Consider the following 18,294-nt stretch of genomic DNA (forward strand, 5'->3'; position numbering starts at 1 on the left):
CAATCCATGCTACTGTCGTTTCATTGCCATCCCCGGCATTTGAAAAAAGAATCATTTGATTGTCATCGTATTTGATAGTTGTTGTAGATGTTTCCCCGTGAATAATTTTTATAAGCATTCCGTTTTCATAAACTAAACTGGTTCTTCCATTTTCATTTCCCTTTCTATTATAGTTTTTTACCAAGATAGGTTGTTGATCTTTATTGAACTCAATCTTTTTTAAGAATTTTTTTTTTCCATTTGGCACCTGAAAATAAGTTTCCACACTTTTCAACTTTGTAAATTTTTGCTCATATAAGGGCGCATCTTCCCCTTTATCGTCAGGAAGCGGAATTGAAAATTTGCTTAGAAAAGCATTCATTGTTTTTTTTGATTTTTCGGTAACGTTATTAGCGCTTTCCAACGAGGCGACCTCTTTTTTGTATTTTCTTGTATTGGCAACATAAGATGATTCCTTGTCTACATTCATCTGTTCTGCTACAAATTCAGTTGCATAATGAGTTCCTTCTTTTACTTGCACATTATCTTCCAAGTCTCCTCCCCAATAGGCAAATGCCTGGTAAGAGTTTTCAAAATTGCTTATATCTAAAGTTTCTCCGTTTTCAAAAATGACATAATTATGTTGGTCTATGTATATTATTCGCAACGCATCTTGTCCAAAATTTCGAATTAATTCCCTTTCTTCAACATGATCATTATAACCTACAGTTGGATATTGGTAAACGTTAACTAGAATTAAGCACGGTTTGCCTGCTTGTATATGCAACGTATCTACAACTTTGCTCTCTTCTGCTATTATTTGATAAGCAGTAGTATCAACAGGAGTCTCCATCACACTTTCCTGTGGATTTTTTTTTACTATTTTTTTATGCAGTTGAGTTTTTGAATTTTGTGAAAAGCCTGAAAAAGATAATGCCAGGATTATAATAATGGCTGGTAATTGTTTCATTTAAATGTGTTTGCTATTAAATAATATGATGATTCTCTTTAGCGTTTCTCTGAGTATTTTTTTCTCCTAACGTGATTGATTCTACGTAATCAAATTTGTGCAGAATGTAAGAATGCTTGGATTATTTTACATACAAGTGCGAGATCGCATCAAATATATTTAAGTGTGTTTTAAAGGGGTTTAATAAAAGGCTTTTTATCAAGTTTAATAGGACTTTTTTTATAGAGGACAATTGTATCTTTAAACACTTTGGATATAACATAATTCCATAAATAAATGGCTATCAGTACCATGTTTTTGCATATAGTTGTTATATTTTAAGTCAACTATGACTTTTCCCAAATTGCGCATGCAACTTAAATAGTCACTGTAGCTTAAAGAATTGTAGCCTCTGAAAGCGTTTTTCAATAATATCTTTTGAATATCCAGTTGCTTATCGCATAAACTCTGGATTAAACAAATAGATGCATTTTTTTAAGTTTACTAAGTCAGATTAATCCTGAAGGACAGCATTACCGCTCCAAATATGTTTCAATCCGTTATAAACAATGCTTCAAAGCCAGGCATCTTTTAGATAATTCTTTAAAAGACAGATTTCATTTCCATTGGTGATAATCCTTTATCGCCTTTAATGTCTTTTTTGAAAAGGACATTTATAATAATAGCGATACTTTTGTTCTCCCGCCGTAATTACAGAGTGGTAATCTTACCTCAAATACGTGCCAATTTATTAAAATCTAATTGGCAAAATAGGTTTCCTAATTTGAAAACAGCATTACTATTTATGTTTTTCCTCAAAAACTTTAAGCTTTTTTTAAAGTATCAGATTAAATGGAAAATGCAGTAAATGTTGGTATTCTAACACAAAGCAAGTAAATGAAACTCTTATTTATATTATTGGCTCTTTTTGTCCAATCATCAGTTAACGCTCAAACAGATCCTGAATTATTTCCTCTCGCTGACAGAAAATCGGGTTATATCGGCTATTACCTGGAAGACAGAACAAATGTGGTTAAGCCTCAATTTTGCTCTGCATCTTACAATGTTGATGGTTATTATTTAGTATCAAAGGGCGAACACGAATATTATGATAATGGCACAAGAAACGAAGAGCATATTCCAAACACAGAAAAATTCGCGTTGCTTAATTCTAAAGGACAGTTTGTAATAAATTTTTCAGACAATTATACCTCTATAGGAATACAAAGCGGATTAATAGAGGTTGAAAAAAATAATTTTTATGGTGTTGTAAATGACAAAAATGAAATCGTAATTCCTTTAGAGTATCAGGAACTTGACATAAAAAATCAGGAAGTAATTATTGCCAGGAAAAACAATAGAACCGGAGTAATAACGAAAGACAACATCATCATTATTCCATTTATTTATGATGAAATATTTAGTTACACCGAAATATCAACCAATAATTTCTATTTAATTGTTTCGAAAGACGGTAAAAAAGGTGTCATAGACAAAAATAACAAATTCATAATCCCCCTCGGAGAACATGACCTGGAATTCATAACAGAGAAATCAATTTGTTTAAAGAAAAATGAAAAATTCAGTTTAGTCACTTACGATTTTAAGATAATTCTTCCCAATAGCTTTGAAGTTATGACATTGCAAGGCGTTCGCAAAAATGAGCAGGAAATATATACAAAAAAGAACGGCAAGAACTACAATTTCACAATAGAAGGAAAACTTATAAAGTAAAAAAGGTGGGAATTTTAGCATGTGATAAATGTCGCCAGGATTAATGTAGTTCGTCACTCGCGTATCAAACTTTTATAAAAACTGGACTTTATCTGCATACTGCCGCACGAAACTATCCGTAATGATTTAGTCAAAATTATTTCGAATGAACGTTATAAAAACAACAATTAAATATTTGATATGGCTTCTTTTAAGTATTTCCGCCGGAATGGGATGCATGAGAATAGAACTTGAAAAACCACCTGCTGCCTTGACAGGTTTTTGGGCCATATTTAATGGATTACATGAATTTATTATAATTCGGATAGGTGGACTTATTGGATTGATTTCCTTTATTCTGTTTGTGTTAATCGACCTATTTTATATTAAAATAAAAGTAGAAACTAAACTGAATCAAAATATTCTAAGAATTATCACAATCCTTTTTTTAAACATAATAGTTACATTGATTCATTATGTTTTAGAATTTGTGCTCGACTGGATATGAGTTTAGTGAACATACCCAACTACATGTGGGATAAAATAATAATCCCCAGATCCAGCACGAATCCTTTAGTGTGGCAGGATAAAGTTAAAAATAAAAGTTAAACACATTAAAAAAGAGTAGAAATATAAATTTCATAATCCCGGACGGTTTAGATAGAACGTACCACACAAAAGGATTCTTTCGAAAGCAAGGTCAATGGGCGAATTTATTACCCTATTATTATACACCGATCTATATACAAAAGGTTCTGTATATAGATCAGATATGCGATTCCGGAGATAAAAAACAACAATCAAAAGGAAGAATGAAACAAGATATCAGCAAGCACAAATGAGTGAGCCCGGCAATTGCTTAATAAAAAAATATTAAAATATGAAAAGACTGTTATTAACTCCTCTGATGGTGATGTTCATTTGCAAGATTGCAAACGCACAATGGATAGCGCCTTTCGCAATAATTAAGGATCACGATGGATTTACTAACGTCAGGGCAAAAGAAACAGGCTCTTCAAAAGTAATTGATAGCTTGACTGCTAACCAGGTATTTGAAGACCTGAATCTTACTCCGATAAATGAAGGCTCTACTTCAGATTGGCACTTGATCACTTATGCAAGGACATCAAAAGCCATAACCGCGCTTAGCAATACAACGTCAGACAAAGAAGGCTATATTCACAAGAGTAGAATTCAATATTTAAGTAAGCTGCCACAATTAAGAAAAAAAATGCTTTCGCAAGATTGTGTCGAGTTTAAAAATGATACACTCAAATTATTAGTCGTCTATGAAAAGTTCATTCCTGATAATCATAAAATCACAAAGAAAGATGGTTTTGTAGTAAGCATAGATAATGTTGAGCCGATGGGAATGGATGGTATCATACCCGAAAGCCTGACAGCATTAAAGTCGGTTACTATTATTTACAAAGACAAAAGCTACAACTTTCCATCAGAAACTCTAAATAACCTGTTCAGCCCGAACGCTGAAAATATGTATGTTGCTTTAAGTGATGAAAATGTTATGTTTTTAGTAATGTCGAATGGGGATGCTGCGGGCGCATATAATGTAGTATGGACAATAAAGAATAACCAAGTAATCAGCCGATTTGTAAACAGAGACTTTTGAAAGTCTGAAAGCACGGGCGCTCGAACGAAATGAAACTCAACTAAGCCAATCTATTTGTGCGGTATTTGATGACAATGCAAAATTCAAGTTTAGCTCTTCGATTAAACATTAATAATAAACCTCAACTTTTGATTTCCTTGTCTAAACTAAAAAGCTCAACAATAATTAACAAGAAATATAAAATAATGAAGCAGTATTTTTTATTAGCAACTACTATATTAATGATAAGCAGTTGTATCGACAATCATTCAAAAACTAAAAAAGAACCGTCTGAAAAAGTTTCAGACAGCAGTCATTCAAAAACTGAAAAAATAAATTTTGAACAACTTACGGGGAGTTATAATAAAGAGACTGATGCCTGGGTAACACATGACCCCAAATATACCGCTAACATTGATTTCGATAATACTCCAATCGGCACTTTCGAATTTAACGGGGAACTCTATGCTTCCATTTCTGAAATGGATAAAGATGGAAATTCATTAGGAATGGGTTTGATTAATAAGAAAGGACAAATTGTTGTTAAACCCAAATACGGTACTATTATGGTTGGTTTTGTAAATGGACTTTGCGAAGTAAGAGACAGGAGTGACAAATATTATGGTTTGGTTTCTGAAAATGGTATTGAGGTAGTAGCGCCTCAATATTATGATTGCATGGAATTAAACGACAACGATAGCAGGGCAATAGACAGTACGATGATAAAGGTCTGTAAAAATGAGAAGCAAGGTTTTATAAATGTAAAAGGGGAAATTGTAATTCCACTTCAGTATCAATCTTTAGATCTGGTTGGAGAAAAATTGATAATGTTCATGAAGGAACCGGCAAAATGGGGTTTTATTAATTATAAAAATGAAATAGTAATACAACCGGAATTTTCTCATACAAATATTTTCAGAGATGGTAAAATGACTTTGCAAAGAAATGATGGAGAAGAATACATTGTCTATGCAAATGGAAAAGTTGAAAAAAAATAACTGTTTTTCATTCGTTGGAAATTGCCAATTAAAAGTCGTCACACAAGTATTTGAATTGGGCTAAATAAAAATGACATCAACCGGGTTTTATTGTTGCGAATCAGAAAATACGCTCGCCCCGATTTTGAATAAAGAAAAGCAATCGACAAAATCGGATATGAATATTACAAGAAAAATAAACATCAGCTGACTAGCCCATCGCAAAGCACTAAACTTCAACTATAATTTTATAAAAATGCATATTAAAAAAACATTAATACTCATATTGACAATTCTATTTTTTGAGCAGGTATATGCGCAGAAAATAGAAAGCCAAAATTTTTATGATGAAATTAAAAATTATGATGTTTCGCGGGTCATTACCGCAGACAGCATCACGGTAGAAGAGGTTGAAAACGCAAAGGTAAAATTAGCAAAAGCCGAACCTTTTGGCTTTATTGGTGATGATTGTCAAAGATTTTACATTCATTTTATTTCTGTAATTCAAAACCCTAACAATCACTATGAATATTTTGTATATGGAAAGACAAAAGTAAAAGAAATCGTTAGACCATTTCAAGGCACATTAGTAGTTGAAAAAGCGATTATTGCAAAAAAGAATGACCACGAGCAAGGTATTGCTACTTGTGAGGTTAATTTATTTGAAGACATAAAAATGACCTCAACAGGATTTATAAAAGGCACAATGACAGTAGGATTTGTAATCGACTCTGAAAAGAATTTTAAATATGATGCGCTACTATTTTATACAGACGGTTTTAGCAATAATGAATTCAAAGGAACCTGGCGCAGCTACAAAACAAACACCGTTAAAAAATGCAATTGGGGTGACTATAGAATTCCCGAGAGTGGCGATTTAGATATTGGAGCAGGAGAATTTTCACCAAACTCAAAATATTTTGACAAAGGATGGAACTACTATATACTGTCTCTATCTGGCGATACTGAAATTGATGTTGAGCTGGGACGAAAAAATGAGAAAATAAAGTGGTGGAAATAAAAAGAACCATGTATATCCCGGATGGTGCGGACATGTCAACGTTTGGGTAACGCGGAATTGCTATCCGTGCTATCCAGTATAAAAGCATTTACTAAAACGATTTTTGCACCAAACGAAATGAAACATAAACGAAACAATTGATACCGTAAAAAGAAAGAAATGAAAAAAAACGCTTCACATTTAATCCTTGTTCTTACCCTTTTTCTCTTAACCACAACTAATACCTTTGGGCAAATTGCACTGAAAAACAGTGATCTCAAAGATTATTGGAATATGGAATGGGATATGGAAAAACTAAAACCGCAAAACCTTAGGTATAAAGACGGCACATTGCTTAAAAAAGGGAACTATATTTTCGATAGTGAAAGAGGAGGCCTTATTGTATCTTTTTACGTAAACGATTCCGGACAAATTGATGGAGCGCTGGTTGCGATAAAAGGTTTGCCGCCGTTGTCTGATCTTCAACTCAATTACAGAAATGACACATTAGTGAAATATGAAAGAAAAAAAGAAGGAGTTGTTGTACAATATGAATATTTAGAAGGAGATACTTTTTATAAAAAAGAATACGATGAACAAGAAAAATTGTTGTGCGAAAGAAGATACCGGAATGGAGAATCAATTTACTCTAAGGGTTTGAACCCATCTGGATGGATTGTGGATGATGAAGTTAAAGGTATCCGGGAATGGTACAGTGGTGAATCAAATATAGTTTTCCAAAGAGAAACCTACAAAAATCTTCAAGAAGGAATAACACAAAAGACAGAAGAGTTTGATGAAAAAGGAAACCCGGAACGTACAAAAATATACTATAAAGACAGTAGGGAAAAGACAATTAGCTCCAATGGTCATTATGAAATTTATAATCCTAAAGATGGGTTCATTTATAAATATTCAAACAAAGGCAAGCTATTAAAAAAAACGAAACTCGTTTCGCCTATGATAATTGAATAATTGCCTTTACCTTTTTCATACTGCTTCGTGTATTTTCCGAAGCATTCATATAAATATAGTACTTGATTTAAAAAATAATTTCAGAAGTGCCACCAATATGGGCGTATTGCTCATTCTCATCAAATGAAACCAGGATATACCTGAAGTTCGCGTTAGTTAAAAAGATATGTGGGATAAAAAATAATTCCGCTACCACATTCTATGAAAAAAAACAAGTCACATTTTTTTCAGTCCAACTAAACATATTTAAATCCCAAACAATATTTATTTTATCCTTTAAACACTATGAAAAAAATCACTATTAAAAATAATAAATATATTTTATGACAAAAGCAGGCACTCTTTTGTTTCTACTATTATTATTCTCTTGCAATAATAATCAACCAAAGATTATTGTGTAAGGTTCCCCCAAATTCGACCATTTAAAAGTAGAGAAAAAGCTCTAACTTAAATGGTGCAGATATGAAAAAGACACGCTTTACAGAGGCACAAATTGTCTCCATTCTTAACCGGCAGGAAGTCGGAAAGTCAGTAAAAGAACTTTGTCGTGAACATGGCATAAGTGACGCAACGTTTTACAACTGGAAAGCCAAGTATGGTGGTATGGCCGTCAGTGATGTTAAAAAGATAAAAGACCTGGAAGATGAGAACTCACGGTTAAAAAGAATCGTGGCCAATCTCACATTGGAAAATGACGCGATCAGACATGTGCTGGAAAAAAAATACGGCGGCCTGTCGACAACCCGGCAAACCTGTTCAAAATGCATTGGTAGAAAGAACAATGGATCGATCAGAAAAGAATTGCTGGACGCCTATTTGTTTTTTAGCCTGGCAGAAGTTCGCGATATGGCCCGGGAATGGCAAGAGGATTACAACTGTTCAAGACCCCATCAATCGTTAGGGTTTGTACCTCCCGCTGAATACCTTTAATCCGTTTCCCTAGAATTACTAGAAATCAAAATGATAATTAGAAAACTCTAATTATAAATGGTCCGAAAATAAGGGGAGCTTACAAATGGCACTGCTTTTATTATAACTACAATAGCATTGGGCAAGAACAATTTCAAGGAGCACTGTATTAAAAGAACTACAGAAAAGACACCATTCATTTTCCTCTCCTGTCCATATCAATTATGTACACTGAGACCATTCCTATTTATAGAATTCAAGTTCATTTATACTCTAGGTATGTAGTGTTTTTACTAACATATTTCTGCCAAAGTTCTCAAATCCTTCATAAAATGGTTCGAGAAAAGTTCAATTCGGTTCACGATAGCGCAATTCACATTGCGCTATTTTTTTGCATATAAGCCCGCCCAGCAAGGCTTTCCGCGGATTTCGATATCAAATCATTTCAAACCATTTTAATTCAAAAGGTGGCCTTTTAGGTGTACAGTTAGGTGTCCATAAAGTTATGGACACCTGCGATCACACCTGCACTTCAGCGCGTTTTACGATTTAGAAGAGCATTTTAAAAATTTAAAATGATTTGAACATGCAAGTGTTACAAAAGCTCTCTTTTCTCATCTACTTGAAAAAAACCAGGAAATCCGACAAAGGCATTGCGCCTGTTTATGTCCGCATCCGCATCGACGGCCTCCGAGACGAAATCGCAACAGGTATTAGCTTACCAGAACAGGCCGGGGATGCTAAGCGCAAGGAAATCCGTTCCTCTTTTCCAAATGCAGGGAATCTTACCAAACGGCTCATTAAGATCCAATCCGACCTTGAGCAACATTTTAACATCCTCCAGGCGCAACTTGAAGTGGTCGCCCTGCACAGGTTAAACAGAGTTACAAAACGCCCATTAATGCCCAAGCTATTGAAAAGGACAAAGAGGATAATCTCTCACTAAGTGAGCAACTAGATGCATTAATTACAAAGTATTTAACCTACAATGACGATTGGCTAAAAGCTTATGCTTTTGACGCCGTACCAAGTGAAGAAAAAATAAAAACAATTACAACAGACATTTAAACAACTTCGAGTATCTCTTGAATCGCTTACCTTTTTTGCTAACAAAATCTTCGATAACAAAAAACATAAAAAGACTTTCCTTCTTGCCATCAATGAATACCTGCTCAATTTCTTACAACTATGCATCGCAGGTAAACGCTCTCCTAACAGTCTTGAAAAAATGATTGGAAGAAAAAAGCGATACCTGTCGTTTGTTTTTTACCAGTATAAAAAGCACGACCTACTATTAGAATAAATGCAGTACAACTTCATTGCTGATTTGCATAAATATCAATTGACGCATTTTGGTGTAGGTAATAATACCGCTTCAAAATACGCCCAAAGTTTAAAAGAAATTTTGATCGTGCGGTTGCAAATGGATGGATTGCCAACAACATGTTTTCACTCTTCAGATGTGGCTATAAAAATCCATCCCATCAGGGCCCACTATGGAGCAGATACATAACATGAAAGAGCTAGTCTTTGATAAAGACATGCTAAATGAAGTGCGTGATGTTTTTTTGTTTGGTTGCTATACAGGTCTCTCCTACCTGGAGTTGTTTAATCTTTCGGCAAAAGACATCGTGAAAGGTTTTGATGAAAAGTTATGGATCAACACCAACAGGCAAAAGAGCAGCAATAAAGAAGCGGTTCCTTTATTACATCCAGCACTCAAGTTGAATTTATCGCACAACTTTTACACGAACAAATATTTTCTTGCCCGGCCATTAATGAAAAAGAAACGCCTTGTAAATATGAAAAAGAAAACAAAAAAACAACCGGAATTATTAAAAAGGAAATGCCCTTTACCGTTAACGAAGAATAAACGAACTTAAGGGCAAAATGCCGCCTAGCAAAAAAGCAGTTTTAGGGAACTAAATTTATGAAATTAATAGTAACAACAGCAAATTTTCAGTTTCATCTCCAAACACTACCAGGATATTACCTTTAGTGCAACATGCGAATTATCATAGTACCCCTAAAACTTGCACGCCAAAAAATAATTTGCTATTCTATAAAATCCTATACATTTGTGCTCACTTCAGCCGTCTATCCGGCGTCATTCTATCAGCGTTTATTGATCAGTCCAGCATTTTATTAATTGTTTTTGTTAGTTGTATCAGGCGCCTTTGCCAGTTAATGTTATTTGTTACTCTTGGTAATTTAACTGTATAAAATGGTATGTATGAAACTATCAGCATTTATTGAATTGTCAGCGGAACAAAAGCGATTTGCGGTATTAAAAGAGGGAGTACCTATTGCAAAATGGGATGATCTGCACCATATGGTTTTTCTGTTTCAATTACCGCAGTTTTACGTAGAAACCTATTGCAGCAAGGAAAGCAAAATCATTGACGAATTCAGGGTATTTCCATCGCCGGATCACCTAGGGCCTTATCTGCAAGCTATTCCTATAAATAATTTATTAGATTAAACCGTTATTACTGCAGTAAAACGGAAAATGTATCCATTTTTTGCATACAGATGTATGTTAAAGCACAGAAGCGGAAGCGCTGTGACATGGGCGCCTATGCGCTACGGTCAAGTTCTTTAACATAAACAGCGGCATCTATCATTCTTACTGGTATCGTCCATTTTGCAAGGCTTGGCATTTAAAAACCTCTTTGGTGATGATCTGCATGTTTTCTCCAAGTTCTGCAAGTGTGCAATAAAGTACTTCCAGGTTCATCGGCAGTCCATCTTTTGTTTCCATCAGATCCAGATGAATGACGCCCTCATCCGAATTCACAGGGCGTCCTTTAAGCAAGCCAAACAAGCGACGGGCAAAGACCCGATCCTTCCCTATCTCTAAAGTACCAAAAGGCTCGATGCCCTCGCAGGTTTTAATATTTATAATAATATAAAATCCTGTTCTCATAACCTTGAAATTGCTGATCGTAATTAGTAATTGCAAAGGGACGGAAGACACTCTTCCGCCCTTTACATTATTCATCATTCTTAAAGGTCACTGTACCTGGATAACCTGTGACACGTTTTTACTATTTTCTTTTTTAGGCAGGACTACCTGCAATACACCATCCTTGTAACTTGCAGTGATCTTTGCACTATCCACCGCTTCATTCAGACTAAAACTCCTGGAAAAGGTTTGCTGCTTATACTCGCGGCGAATCCATTCCTGCTCTTGCTGTTCTGCTGTGTCTGTGTGGTCATAGGAAATAGTCAGCAGATCCTTGTTAAGATTCAGTTTGAAATCTTCTTTTTTAAGTCCAGGCGCGACGACGTGCAGTTCATAGCTGGTTGCCGTTTCACGAATATTGGCGGGCACCTGAATGCGAGAACCACCATTGGTCCAGAATGTGTCATCAAAAAAACGACTGAGATTGTTTTGGAAGATTTGATCTACAACACTTCCAAAGGCTGGCACCTGACCATTTTCTTTTTTAATAATGCTGTTCATAATTCCTCCTTTTTTAAAAGCGATCTACAATCAAAATGCCAGCTGTCAAAAATGATTTTTTGACAGGAAAAATTTTCAGTTTTGCCACTAAGGACTGGAACTAGTAGGGGTTTTTATTGAAGATCAAATAATTTTGAATGCTGCAGATTTCCTGTCACTGTCAAAAATGCTGTTGCGTTATTTTTTATACCAATCTATGATCATAACTCAAAATAACCAACAACACCTTTATAGGGATGGAACCAAAATTGCAGGTTTTCCCAGATCATCTGTCGTCATAATTTGTTAATTTTTTTTTAACGTGTACAAAATTTTATTTCACTTTTTTATTTTAGCGCTTCATTAAAAAATCGATTCATAAACGTATTTATAAACATCTTTTGAAACTATCATTTAACCAATTTTAGTATTAGATTATGTTAACAGGATCCTTATTTACCCGTTTGCGCAGTCCGCGCCCATTTCAGTTTTGCCTTTTATTTTCAGTGTTTTTTTTCACGTCCGCACAGGACCCCAAAGCACAACAGCCACAGAATCCTCCGGATGGCAAATCGAGTTTCACAGTCAGACTAATGAACATTGAAGCCCCAACGAATGAAACGTTTCGCTACAACGCGTCGTTGCACAATGGTTCCGGTAAACCGGTTATTTATGAGCTGACCACGGATATGCCGGATGGCTGGATGATTGCTTACAAAGTGGATGGAAATCGTATTACTTCACTTAATCTCGATGGCAACAAAACGCAGGACATTTCTATCGAGGTCAATGCAGCCGCTACTGCAAAACCGGATAAGTATAAGGTTCGTGTGAAAGCTGTGTCAGGCATTGACACCTTATCGCTTACTCTCGAAGCAGTAGTCAAAGGATCCTATGGCCTGGATCTGACGACGCCTACGGGAAGATTGAGTGATGAGGTTACCTCCGGCAGCCAGAAGGAGATTCACCTGGTAGCAAAGAATGCAGGAACGCTTCCGCTCAACGATATTGAACTATCTTCTCAACTTCCTTCCAAATGGGAATGCAGTTTCGAGCCTGCAAAGATCCAGCAACTGGACCCAGGAAAAACAGTAGACATCATTGCTAAATTAAATGTGCCGGATAAAACCATTGCCGGCGACTACGCATCCACATTTACAATACGGAATGCAAACAGTAATGCACAAGCCGCATTCAGAATCGTGGTGAAAACCTCACTGCTTTCAGGCTGGATCGGTATACTGGTGATATTGCTGGCAATCGGTCTGGTATACTATCTTATTCGCAAATATGGTAGAAGATAATATCGGCAGATGTGCCACATAATTGCTAATAGGCTGGGGTCTGTAGTATACGGACCTCTCTTATACTTTTCCATACCACAAGATCAAAACACAATTAACGATGAACGATCCTATCATACAATTGAAGGGACTGACCAAATGCTATGGAACTTTTAAAGCTGTTGATCATCTCGACCTTGCAATTGACAAAGGTGAAATATTCGGATTGCTTGGGCCTAACGGTGCGGGTAAGACAACTACTATACTCATGATGCTGGGACTCACGGATCCTACGACAGGCACTGTGCAGGTATGCGGTTATAATGCGACCACCAACCCTATTGCTGTCAAAAGAAAAGTAGGCTATATGCCAGACAGCGTGGGCTTTTACGATAACATGACAGCTCTTGAAAATCTTATTTACATTGCCAGGTTGAACGGCCTGCCCGAACATGAAATACTACAACGTGCCATTGAAACAATGGAGCAGGTGGGACTCAAAAATGACATGCATAAAAAAACATCAGCGTATTCCAGGGGAATGAAGCAACGACTTGGTCTTGCTGATGTGCTGATTAAGCAACCGGATATTATCATTTTAGATGAACCAACACTGGGCATTGATCCCACCGGTGTTAAAGATTTTTTGATGCTCATAAAACAATTGAGCAAACAACAGGGTCTGACGGTGCTTCTGTCATCTCATCATTTGCACCATGTACAACAAGTGTGTGACCGTGTAGGCATTTTTGTTGCCGGCAAATTACTGGTGCAGGGAAATATTGGTACACTCTCAGGCAATCTGTTTGGCAAGGAAGGATATGCCATATCCGTTACCCTCGCCCAGCCAGTTGCTGAGCCCTGGCAACACCGCGCCGCATTGCAAACATTAGGCAATATCACCCAGGTCTCTATTGAAGAGAAAACACTGGAAATATCCTGTGATTGTGACATCACACCAGCCATCGTCCGCTTCCTCGTTCAGGAAGGCTATGACATTATGAGTGTACACAAAAAAGAATACGGACTGGACGACATTTATCAAAAATATTTTGAGAACAATTCAACTGAAAACATTACCAATGAAAAGTCAGTTAGCTTTTTTCAAAGGCCTTTCTTTAAAAAATACAAAAACGGGTAAGCTGTTGCAAACGAAAACAGGAACTCCATTCCAGGTAATTGCAAATAAAGAGATTGCTGATCATATCCGCAGTTGGCGCTTCATTGTACTCATTGTACTGATCGTCCTTACGTTCGTTGCTTCTATGTATGTATCGTTAAGCAATATCAAATCAGTAGTCAATAACACAAACGATCCTGATCATCTTTTTTTATACCTGAAATTATTGACCACAACGGATAACGCTGTTCCACCATTTCATGTGTTCCTGAATTTTTTGGGACCACTGCTTGGTATCGCGCTGGGATTTGATGCAATCAATGCCGAGCAAAACAGCGGAACGCTTACAAGAATAATGGCGCAGCCGGTTTACCGTGATAACCTGTTGCTGGCAAAATTCACAGGTGGCTTAACGGTTGTAAGTACGCTGTTTATTACACTCACATTATTGATGGTAGGTGGTGGACTTATATTGACAGGGGTACGACTCGAACCGCAAGAGATGTTGCGCATACTCGCCTTTATTGCAATGACCGTCGTCTATGTCGGTTTTTGGCTAAGCCTTTCCATATTATTGTCGGTTAGGTTCAGGCAAGCAGCAACCTCTGCCCTGACAGCAATTGGTATATGGATATTCTTTACCGTATTCTACCAGGTAGTGGTTAATCTTGTTGTACGAGCCTTCTTACCCGATGCCAATCTTCTTTCCCAGGATGAGATCATTTCTTATAATGAAATTATTCTCAATATCCTACGTATTGCCCCCAGCCAGCTTTATACCGATGCCACCACTACATTGCTAATGCCGTCCGTTCGTAGCCTGGGGCCTATTACTATGGAGCAGATGGCAGGTGCTATACCATCACCGTTACCGTTTAAAGAAAGCCTGCTGATTGTATGGCCACAGGTAAGCGGTCTTTTAGCTGCAACAGTAGCTTGTTTTTCACTTTCCTATTATCTCTTTATGCGCAGGGAAATAAGAAGCTAACGGTCATATATATGTGCAATACCTTACTCGCGAAGGATTCGCTTGTAAGGTATTTTTTTTCGCTAAAATGCTGCATGCATTTCGAGCTTTGTGTTTAAATAAGAAAAATATTTAGGCAATAGATAAAAATAATAAGTCAGGATTTCTTTTTTTAGATTGAAAAAATTTTACGTGAGTAATTGCCCCCGGAAAAGTTTGTGCATCGTATTTATGCGTTCAAAATAACCTCCAATAATCTTTTTAAAATACGGCAAAGCAAAACCTGCGATATTGCTCAACATTTTTATTACAGAAGGACACACAAACGACATGTCCATTTTAGTCCCGAAACCATTTATACAACGGAAATTTCACCGACAACGCTATAATTAGTGGAAATAATTACCCAATAATCTAAATAGGATTTTTTCGATTTGGTTTTATCCGCCAACCTCGTCAATAACGAACTGATCTGCGTATCCAATTTTGCAACAATTCCGATACAAACTGGCCGAAATGACCTACCTTTATTTGGTGAATGTAAGTTCTTCATCATCCAGTCTTGATCAGCCTTAATTTATTACACGCTTCATACGGTAAGAATTTCTCCTCCTCTTTACTATTGTTGTAGTTCTACTGTCACTTTATCAAACTCTTTACCGGTTATGTACTGACACGCCTGTTGCGATGAGGCTCATATTGTCGCTTTTACAGGCATGTATTATTCAAATTAGATACACTTCAGTATGAAACTATTACGCCATCTTACCGATCCTGTCTATGATGTTACCTACCATGCAAACAGTTACGACAGATTGTGGCTCAAATCCATGATAGACAGACGAGACCTTCCTTTTATTCACTTGCTAACGATTATACATCTTACAGTGGTGCCAATTGCCGTTCTCCTGTTCACTAACATATTGCATGGCTGGCTATGGCTGTTTGTTGCAACGGGCTATTTCTATTTGTCTCAATTCTATTTCAAAGGCAGGTTCGGATTAATGTTCCATTGTTTATGCCATCGCAAAACCTTTAAATCACCTTATCAAACCAAGTTTCTTTTTTATGTTACATGGATCATATGTCCACTTTTTGGTCATGCACCAGAAGGATATTTCAGCCATCACCTGGGAATGCACCACGTAGAAAACAATACAGAAGAGGACTCCAGCAGCACCATGTTTTATCAACGAGATAGCTTCAAAAGCTTTCTAAGATATTTTTTTCATTTTATCCTTCTGGGATTTAAAGAAACATTTGCATACCTGCATCGTCACAAAAGAAAAACATTATACACAAGATATACCTGGGGAGAATGGCTGTTCATTTTATTCTGTATTTGCATGTGCTTTGCAAACCTGAAAGCAACACTGGTTATTTTTGTAACGCCGCTTTTGTTTGCACGACTTGTTATGATGTTGGGTAATTGGACGCAACATTCGTTTATTGACAGTTCAAAGCCGGATGATATTTATACGAACTCTATCAATTGCATAAACACAAAATATAATCATGTATGCTGGAACGACGGGTATCACATTATTCACCATCTTCGACCCGGCCTCCACTACACCGAAATGCCTGGTGAGTTCTGGAAACGTAAAGATGAATTTGCGAAGAAGAAATCTATTGTATTTGATGGTATAGATTATTTGCAGATATTCATTTATCTTATGACCAAACGCTACCACAAGCTGGCTGACAACCTGGTAAATATCGACGGTACGTTTGACTCACAGCAACAGGCAATTGACCTGCTTCGGGAAAGAACAAAAAGGTGTATACATCATCTTTAAGCAATCATTTACCCAAAAAACGAGATCGTATTTTTTATTTTTAATACTGATAGAAAAGGTTTGTCTTAATTGAATGATATAGGTTCCTACCATATCACAATTTTCTTTTTATTTGAAAAAAAAGAGGAGGCCATTATAGCCTCCCTCTTATATTGCACATGAGAGAAAAAAGCGAACTGCTAATTTTTTCTGCGATAAATCCTGTTACTATAAAAGACTTTACCCCTTCCCCCATATTCATCTACAGCAACCGGTTCATCAATTGGAAGTGCTGATTTCTTTGGCCTTATTATCAGCTTCTTTTTTAGCCAGCTTATCTCTATAATCAGTTATCATGGTAATCTGCGAATCGATCCTCTTCGTTGACTTGTTCTCGCGAACCAGATTGTTCCTGATCTCATCGCCCACTTCCAGTGCTTTCTCAAAATGGAAATTTCTCCAAAGAATATAGAAGTATGTATCAAGATACTCGGGGTTGCGGTTCCTTGCCAAAAGATCTTCCATCCATTTTATGCCGTCGATACCAGCATCTCGTCTTCCTGTACAATTACCCAATAAGGCAGTCAGTGCAAGCGTATAGCTATCATCATTTTTTCCATATTTGTCAAGGAACGCGGTGCCACGTTTCATGTATTCCTTCACGTTATAATCGCCGGTGCTGTCCTGCACTTCAAAGGCACTGAAGAACATAGCATACTCTTCATAATAAGGATACTTTTTGGCTTTAAATTTCACCTTCGCAACTTCGTATTCTTTTCTCGTCTCTTTCCTTATCATGCCTTTCAAATACCAGAGATAGGAATCAGCAATGTACTTGTCTATTTCAGACTGGCCAACAGTTGTGTAGTAGTCTTTCTTATTGTCTTCAATATAATTAAACACAGGAGTGAAAGGTGTTACTTTGATAAAGTTTGCCAAATCGAATATATTCTTTCTTGCCTTCTCCTCTTTCTTTAAATTATTAAAATAAGTCTCGAAGTCTGCGTTCGCCTTTTCTGTACGATAAGCAGATTTGAGTGATCTGAAATACTTGCGAACAAATTCATCTTCTCTGTTACCGCTGTTCCATTCCTTTATCAGCGATAATAAATTTTTGTCAGGGCTCAGTGCAATTTTCGCCAGCTCTATCAAGCCTTCCGGAGAAGTACCTCCAGCTGCTGAATGAATCAATTCTCCATTCTTATCCATGAACATAAGAGTAGGATATGCATTGATCTGGTATTTCTCCCCCAGCTTCACTCCTTTTCCTTTATCATCGCATTGCACTTTGCAATTAATAAATTGTTTGTTGAAAAAAGTTCCAACCTTTTCAACAGGAAAAACTTCTTGTGCAAGTGTTTTGCAGGGAGCGCACCAAGATGTATAGAAGTCCACAAATACAATTTTGTTTTCGGCTTTGGCCTTTGCAAGAGCAGAATCGAGGTCGTGCTCAAATTCAATACCCTGCGCATTCGTAACGAACGAAGAACCCATCGCTACGAGAATGATGCCTATGGATTTCCTGATTTTTTTTATGTTCATTTTAATACAGTTTATTTATGATTCAATGCCGTTTAGTTAAGGATGCTT

General features: G+C 36.6%; 19 protein-coding genes and 1 pseudogene. 16 read left to right on the top strand and 4 right to left on the bottom strand.

The window, feature by feature from the left end; all coding sequences use genetic code 11:
- A partial coding sequence (locus QJ048_RS16655; RefSeq protein WP_282335535.1) for a hypothetical protein occupies positions 1-949 on the bottom strand: 949 nt, incomplete at its 3' end.
- An 876-nt stretch (positions 950-1,825) separates the two neighbouring features.
- Between QJ048_RS16655 and QJ048_RS16660 the strand changes: the two genes are divergently transcribed.
- The 12 genes and pseudogenes from QJ048_RS16660 to QJ048_RS16715 all read left to right on the top strand — a co-directional run bounded on the left by QJ048_RS16660 (position 1,826) and on the right by QJ048_RS16715 (position 10,593).
- Complete coding sequence (locus QJ048_RS16660; RefSeq protein WP_282335536.1) at positions 1,826-2,662, top strand: WG repeat-containing protein; 837 nt, start codon at positions 1,826-1,828, stop codon at positions 2,660-2,662.
- A 145-nt stretch (positions 2,663-2,807) separates the two neighbouring features.
- Entirely contained in the window at positions 2,808-3,149 is a 342-nt protein-coding gene (locus QJ048_RS16665; protein ID WP_282335538.1) for a hypothetical protein, read from the top strand.
- Between the two features lie 372 nt (positions 3,150-3,521).
- Entirely contained in the window at positions 3,522-4,271 is a 750-nt protein-coding gene (locus QJ048_RS16670) for a hypothetical protein (protein WP_282335539.1), read from the top strand.
- 185 nt (positions 4,272-4,456) lie between these two features.
- Complete coding sequence (locus tag QJ048_RS16675) at positions 4,457-5,248, top strand: WG repeat-containing protein (protein WP_282335540.1); 792 nt, start codon at positions 4,457-4,459, stop codon at positions 5,246-5,248.
- A gap of 235 nt (positions 5,249-5,483) precedes the next feature.
- Positions 5,484-6,248, top strand: coding sequence for a hypothetical protein (locus QJ048_RS16680; RefSeq protein ID WP_282335541.1), 765 nt, complete (start codon positions 5,484-5,486; stop codon positions 6,246-6,248).
- A 159-nt stretch (positions 6,249-6,407) separates the two neighbouring features.
- On the top strand, positions 6,408-7,202 hold the full coding sequence (locus QJ048_RS16685; RefSeq protein ID WP_282335542.1) for a hypothetical protein: 795 nt from the start codon (positions 6,408-6,410) through the stop codon (positions 7,200-7,202).
- Between the two features lie 462 nt (positions 7,203-7,664).
- Positions 7,665-7,925, top strand: a pseudogene (locus QJ048_RS16690) (transposase); the annotation flags it as partial.
- Positions 7,911-8,132 (top strand): integrase core domain-containing protein, encoded by a 222-nt coding sequence (locus QJ048_RS16695; RefSeq protein ID WP_282336704.1) that lies wholly within the window; start codon positions 7,911-7,913, stop codon positions 8,130-8,132. The pseudogene QJ048_RS16690 and the gene QJ048_RS16695, both read left to right, overlap by 15 nt.
- A gap of 565 nt (positions 8,133-8,697) precedes the next feature.
- Positions 8,698-9,057: an Arm DNA-binding domain-containing protein gene (locus QJ048_RS16700; protein ID WP_282335543.1), complete on the top strand. Its 360-nt coding sequence runs from the start codon at positions 8,698-8,700 to the stop codon at positions 9,055-9,057.
- 357 nt (positions 9,058-9,414) lie between these two features.
- A complete protein-coding gene (locus QJ048_RS16705; protein WP_282335544.1) occupies positions 9,415-9,624 on the top strand; it encodes a hypothetical protein in 210 nt (69 codons plus the stop codon).
- The gene (locus QJ048_RS16710) at positions 9,608-9,994 is read left to right on the top strand and encodes a site-specific integrase (RefSeq protein WP_282335545.1); all 387 of its coding nucleotides are present in this window, start codon (positions 9,608-9,610) and stop codon (positions 9,992-9,994) included. The genes QJ048_RS16705 and QJ048_RS16710 overlap by 17 nt, the downstream gene beginning before the upstream one ends.
- A 350-nt stretch (positions 9,995-10,344) precedes the next feature.
- Positions 10,345-10,593: a hypothetical protein gene (locus tag QJ048_RS16715; RefSeq protein WP_282335546.1), complete on the top strand. Its 249-nt coding sequence runs from the start codon at positions 10,345-10,347 to the stop codon at positions 10,591-10,593.
- A 144-nt stretch (positions 10,594-10,737) separates the two neighbouring features.
- Here QJ048_RS16715 and QJ048_RS16720 read toward each other — a convergent pair whose 3' ends face one another.
- Both QJ048_RS16720 and QJ048_RS16725 read right to left on the bottom strand, forming a co-directional pair.
- Positions 10,738-11,037 (bottom strand): hypothetical protein, encoded by a 300-nt coding sequence (locus QJ048_RS16720; RefSeq protein WP_282335547.1) that lies wholly within the window; start codon positions 11,035-11,037, stop codon positions 10,738-10,740.
- Positions 11,038-11,124: 87 nt separating this feature from the next.
- Complete coding sequence (locus tag QJ048_RS16725) at positions 11,125-11,577, bottom strand: Hsp20/alpha crystallin family protein (protein WP_282335548.1); 453 nt, start codon at positions 11,575-11,577, stop codon at positions 11,125-11,127.
- Between the two features lie 572 nt (positions 11,578-12,149).
- Between QJ048_RS16725 and QJ048_RS16730 the strand changes: the two genes are divergently transcribed.
- The 4 genes from QJ048_RS16730 to QJ048_RS16745 all read left to right on the top strand — a co-directional run bounded on the left by QJ048_RS16730 (position 12,150) and on the right by QJ048_RS16745 (position 16,725).
- The gene (locus tag QJ048_RS16730) at positions 12,150-12,860 is read left to right on the top strand and encodes a COG1470 family protein (RefSeq protein WP_282335549.1); all 711 of its coding nucleotides are present in this window, start codon (positions 12,150-12,152) and stop codon (positions 12,858-12,860) included.
- Positions 12,861-12,960: 100 nt separating this feature from the next.
- Entirely contained in the window at positions 12,961-13,980 is a 1,020-nt protein-coding gene (locus QJ048_RS16735; RefSeq protein WP_282335550.1) for an ABC transporter ATP-binding protein, read from the top strand.
- Positions 13,922-14,947 (top strand): ABC transporter permease, encoded by a 1,026-nt coding sequence (locus tag QJ048_RS16740; RefSeq protein WP_282335551.1) that lies wholly within the window; start codon positions 13,922-13,924, stop codon positions 14,945-14,947. Before QJ048_RS16735 ends, QJ048_RS16740 begins: the two co-directional genes overlap by 59 nt.
- Positions 14,948-15,672: 725 nt before the next feature.
- Entirely contained in the window at positions 15,673-16,725 is a 1,053-nt protein-coding gene (locus QJ048_RS16745) for a fatty acid desaturase family protein (protein WP_282335552.1), read from the top strand.
- A 258-nt stretch (positions 16,726-16,983) separates the two neighbouring features.
- Here the strand turns inward: QJ048_RS16745 and QJ048_RS16750 are convergent, their stop codons facing one another.
- Entirely contained in the window at positions 16,984-18,246 is a 1,263-nt protein-coding gene (locus QJ048_RS16750) for a thioredoxin family protein (protein WP_282335553.1), read from the bottom strand.
- Positions 18,247-18,294: the final 48 nt, after the last annotated feature.

The sequence above is a fragment of the Pinibacter soli genome (assembly GCF_029961145.1).
In the GTDB taxonomy this organism is placed as follows: domain Bacteria; phylum Bacteroidota; class Bacteroidia; order Chitinophagales; family Chitinophagaceae; genus Pinibacter; species Pinibacter soli.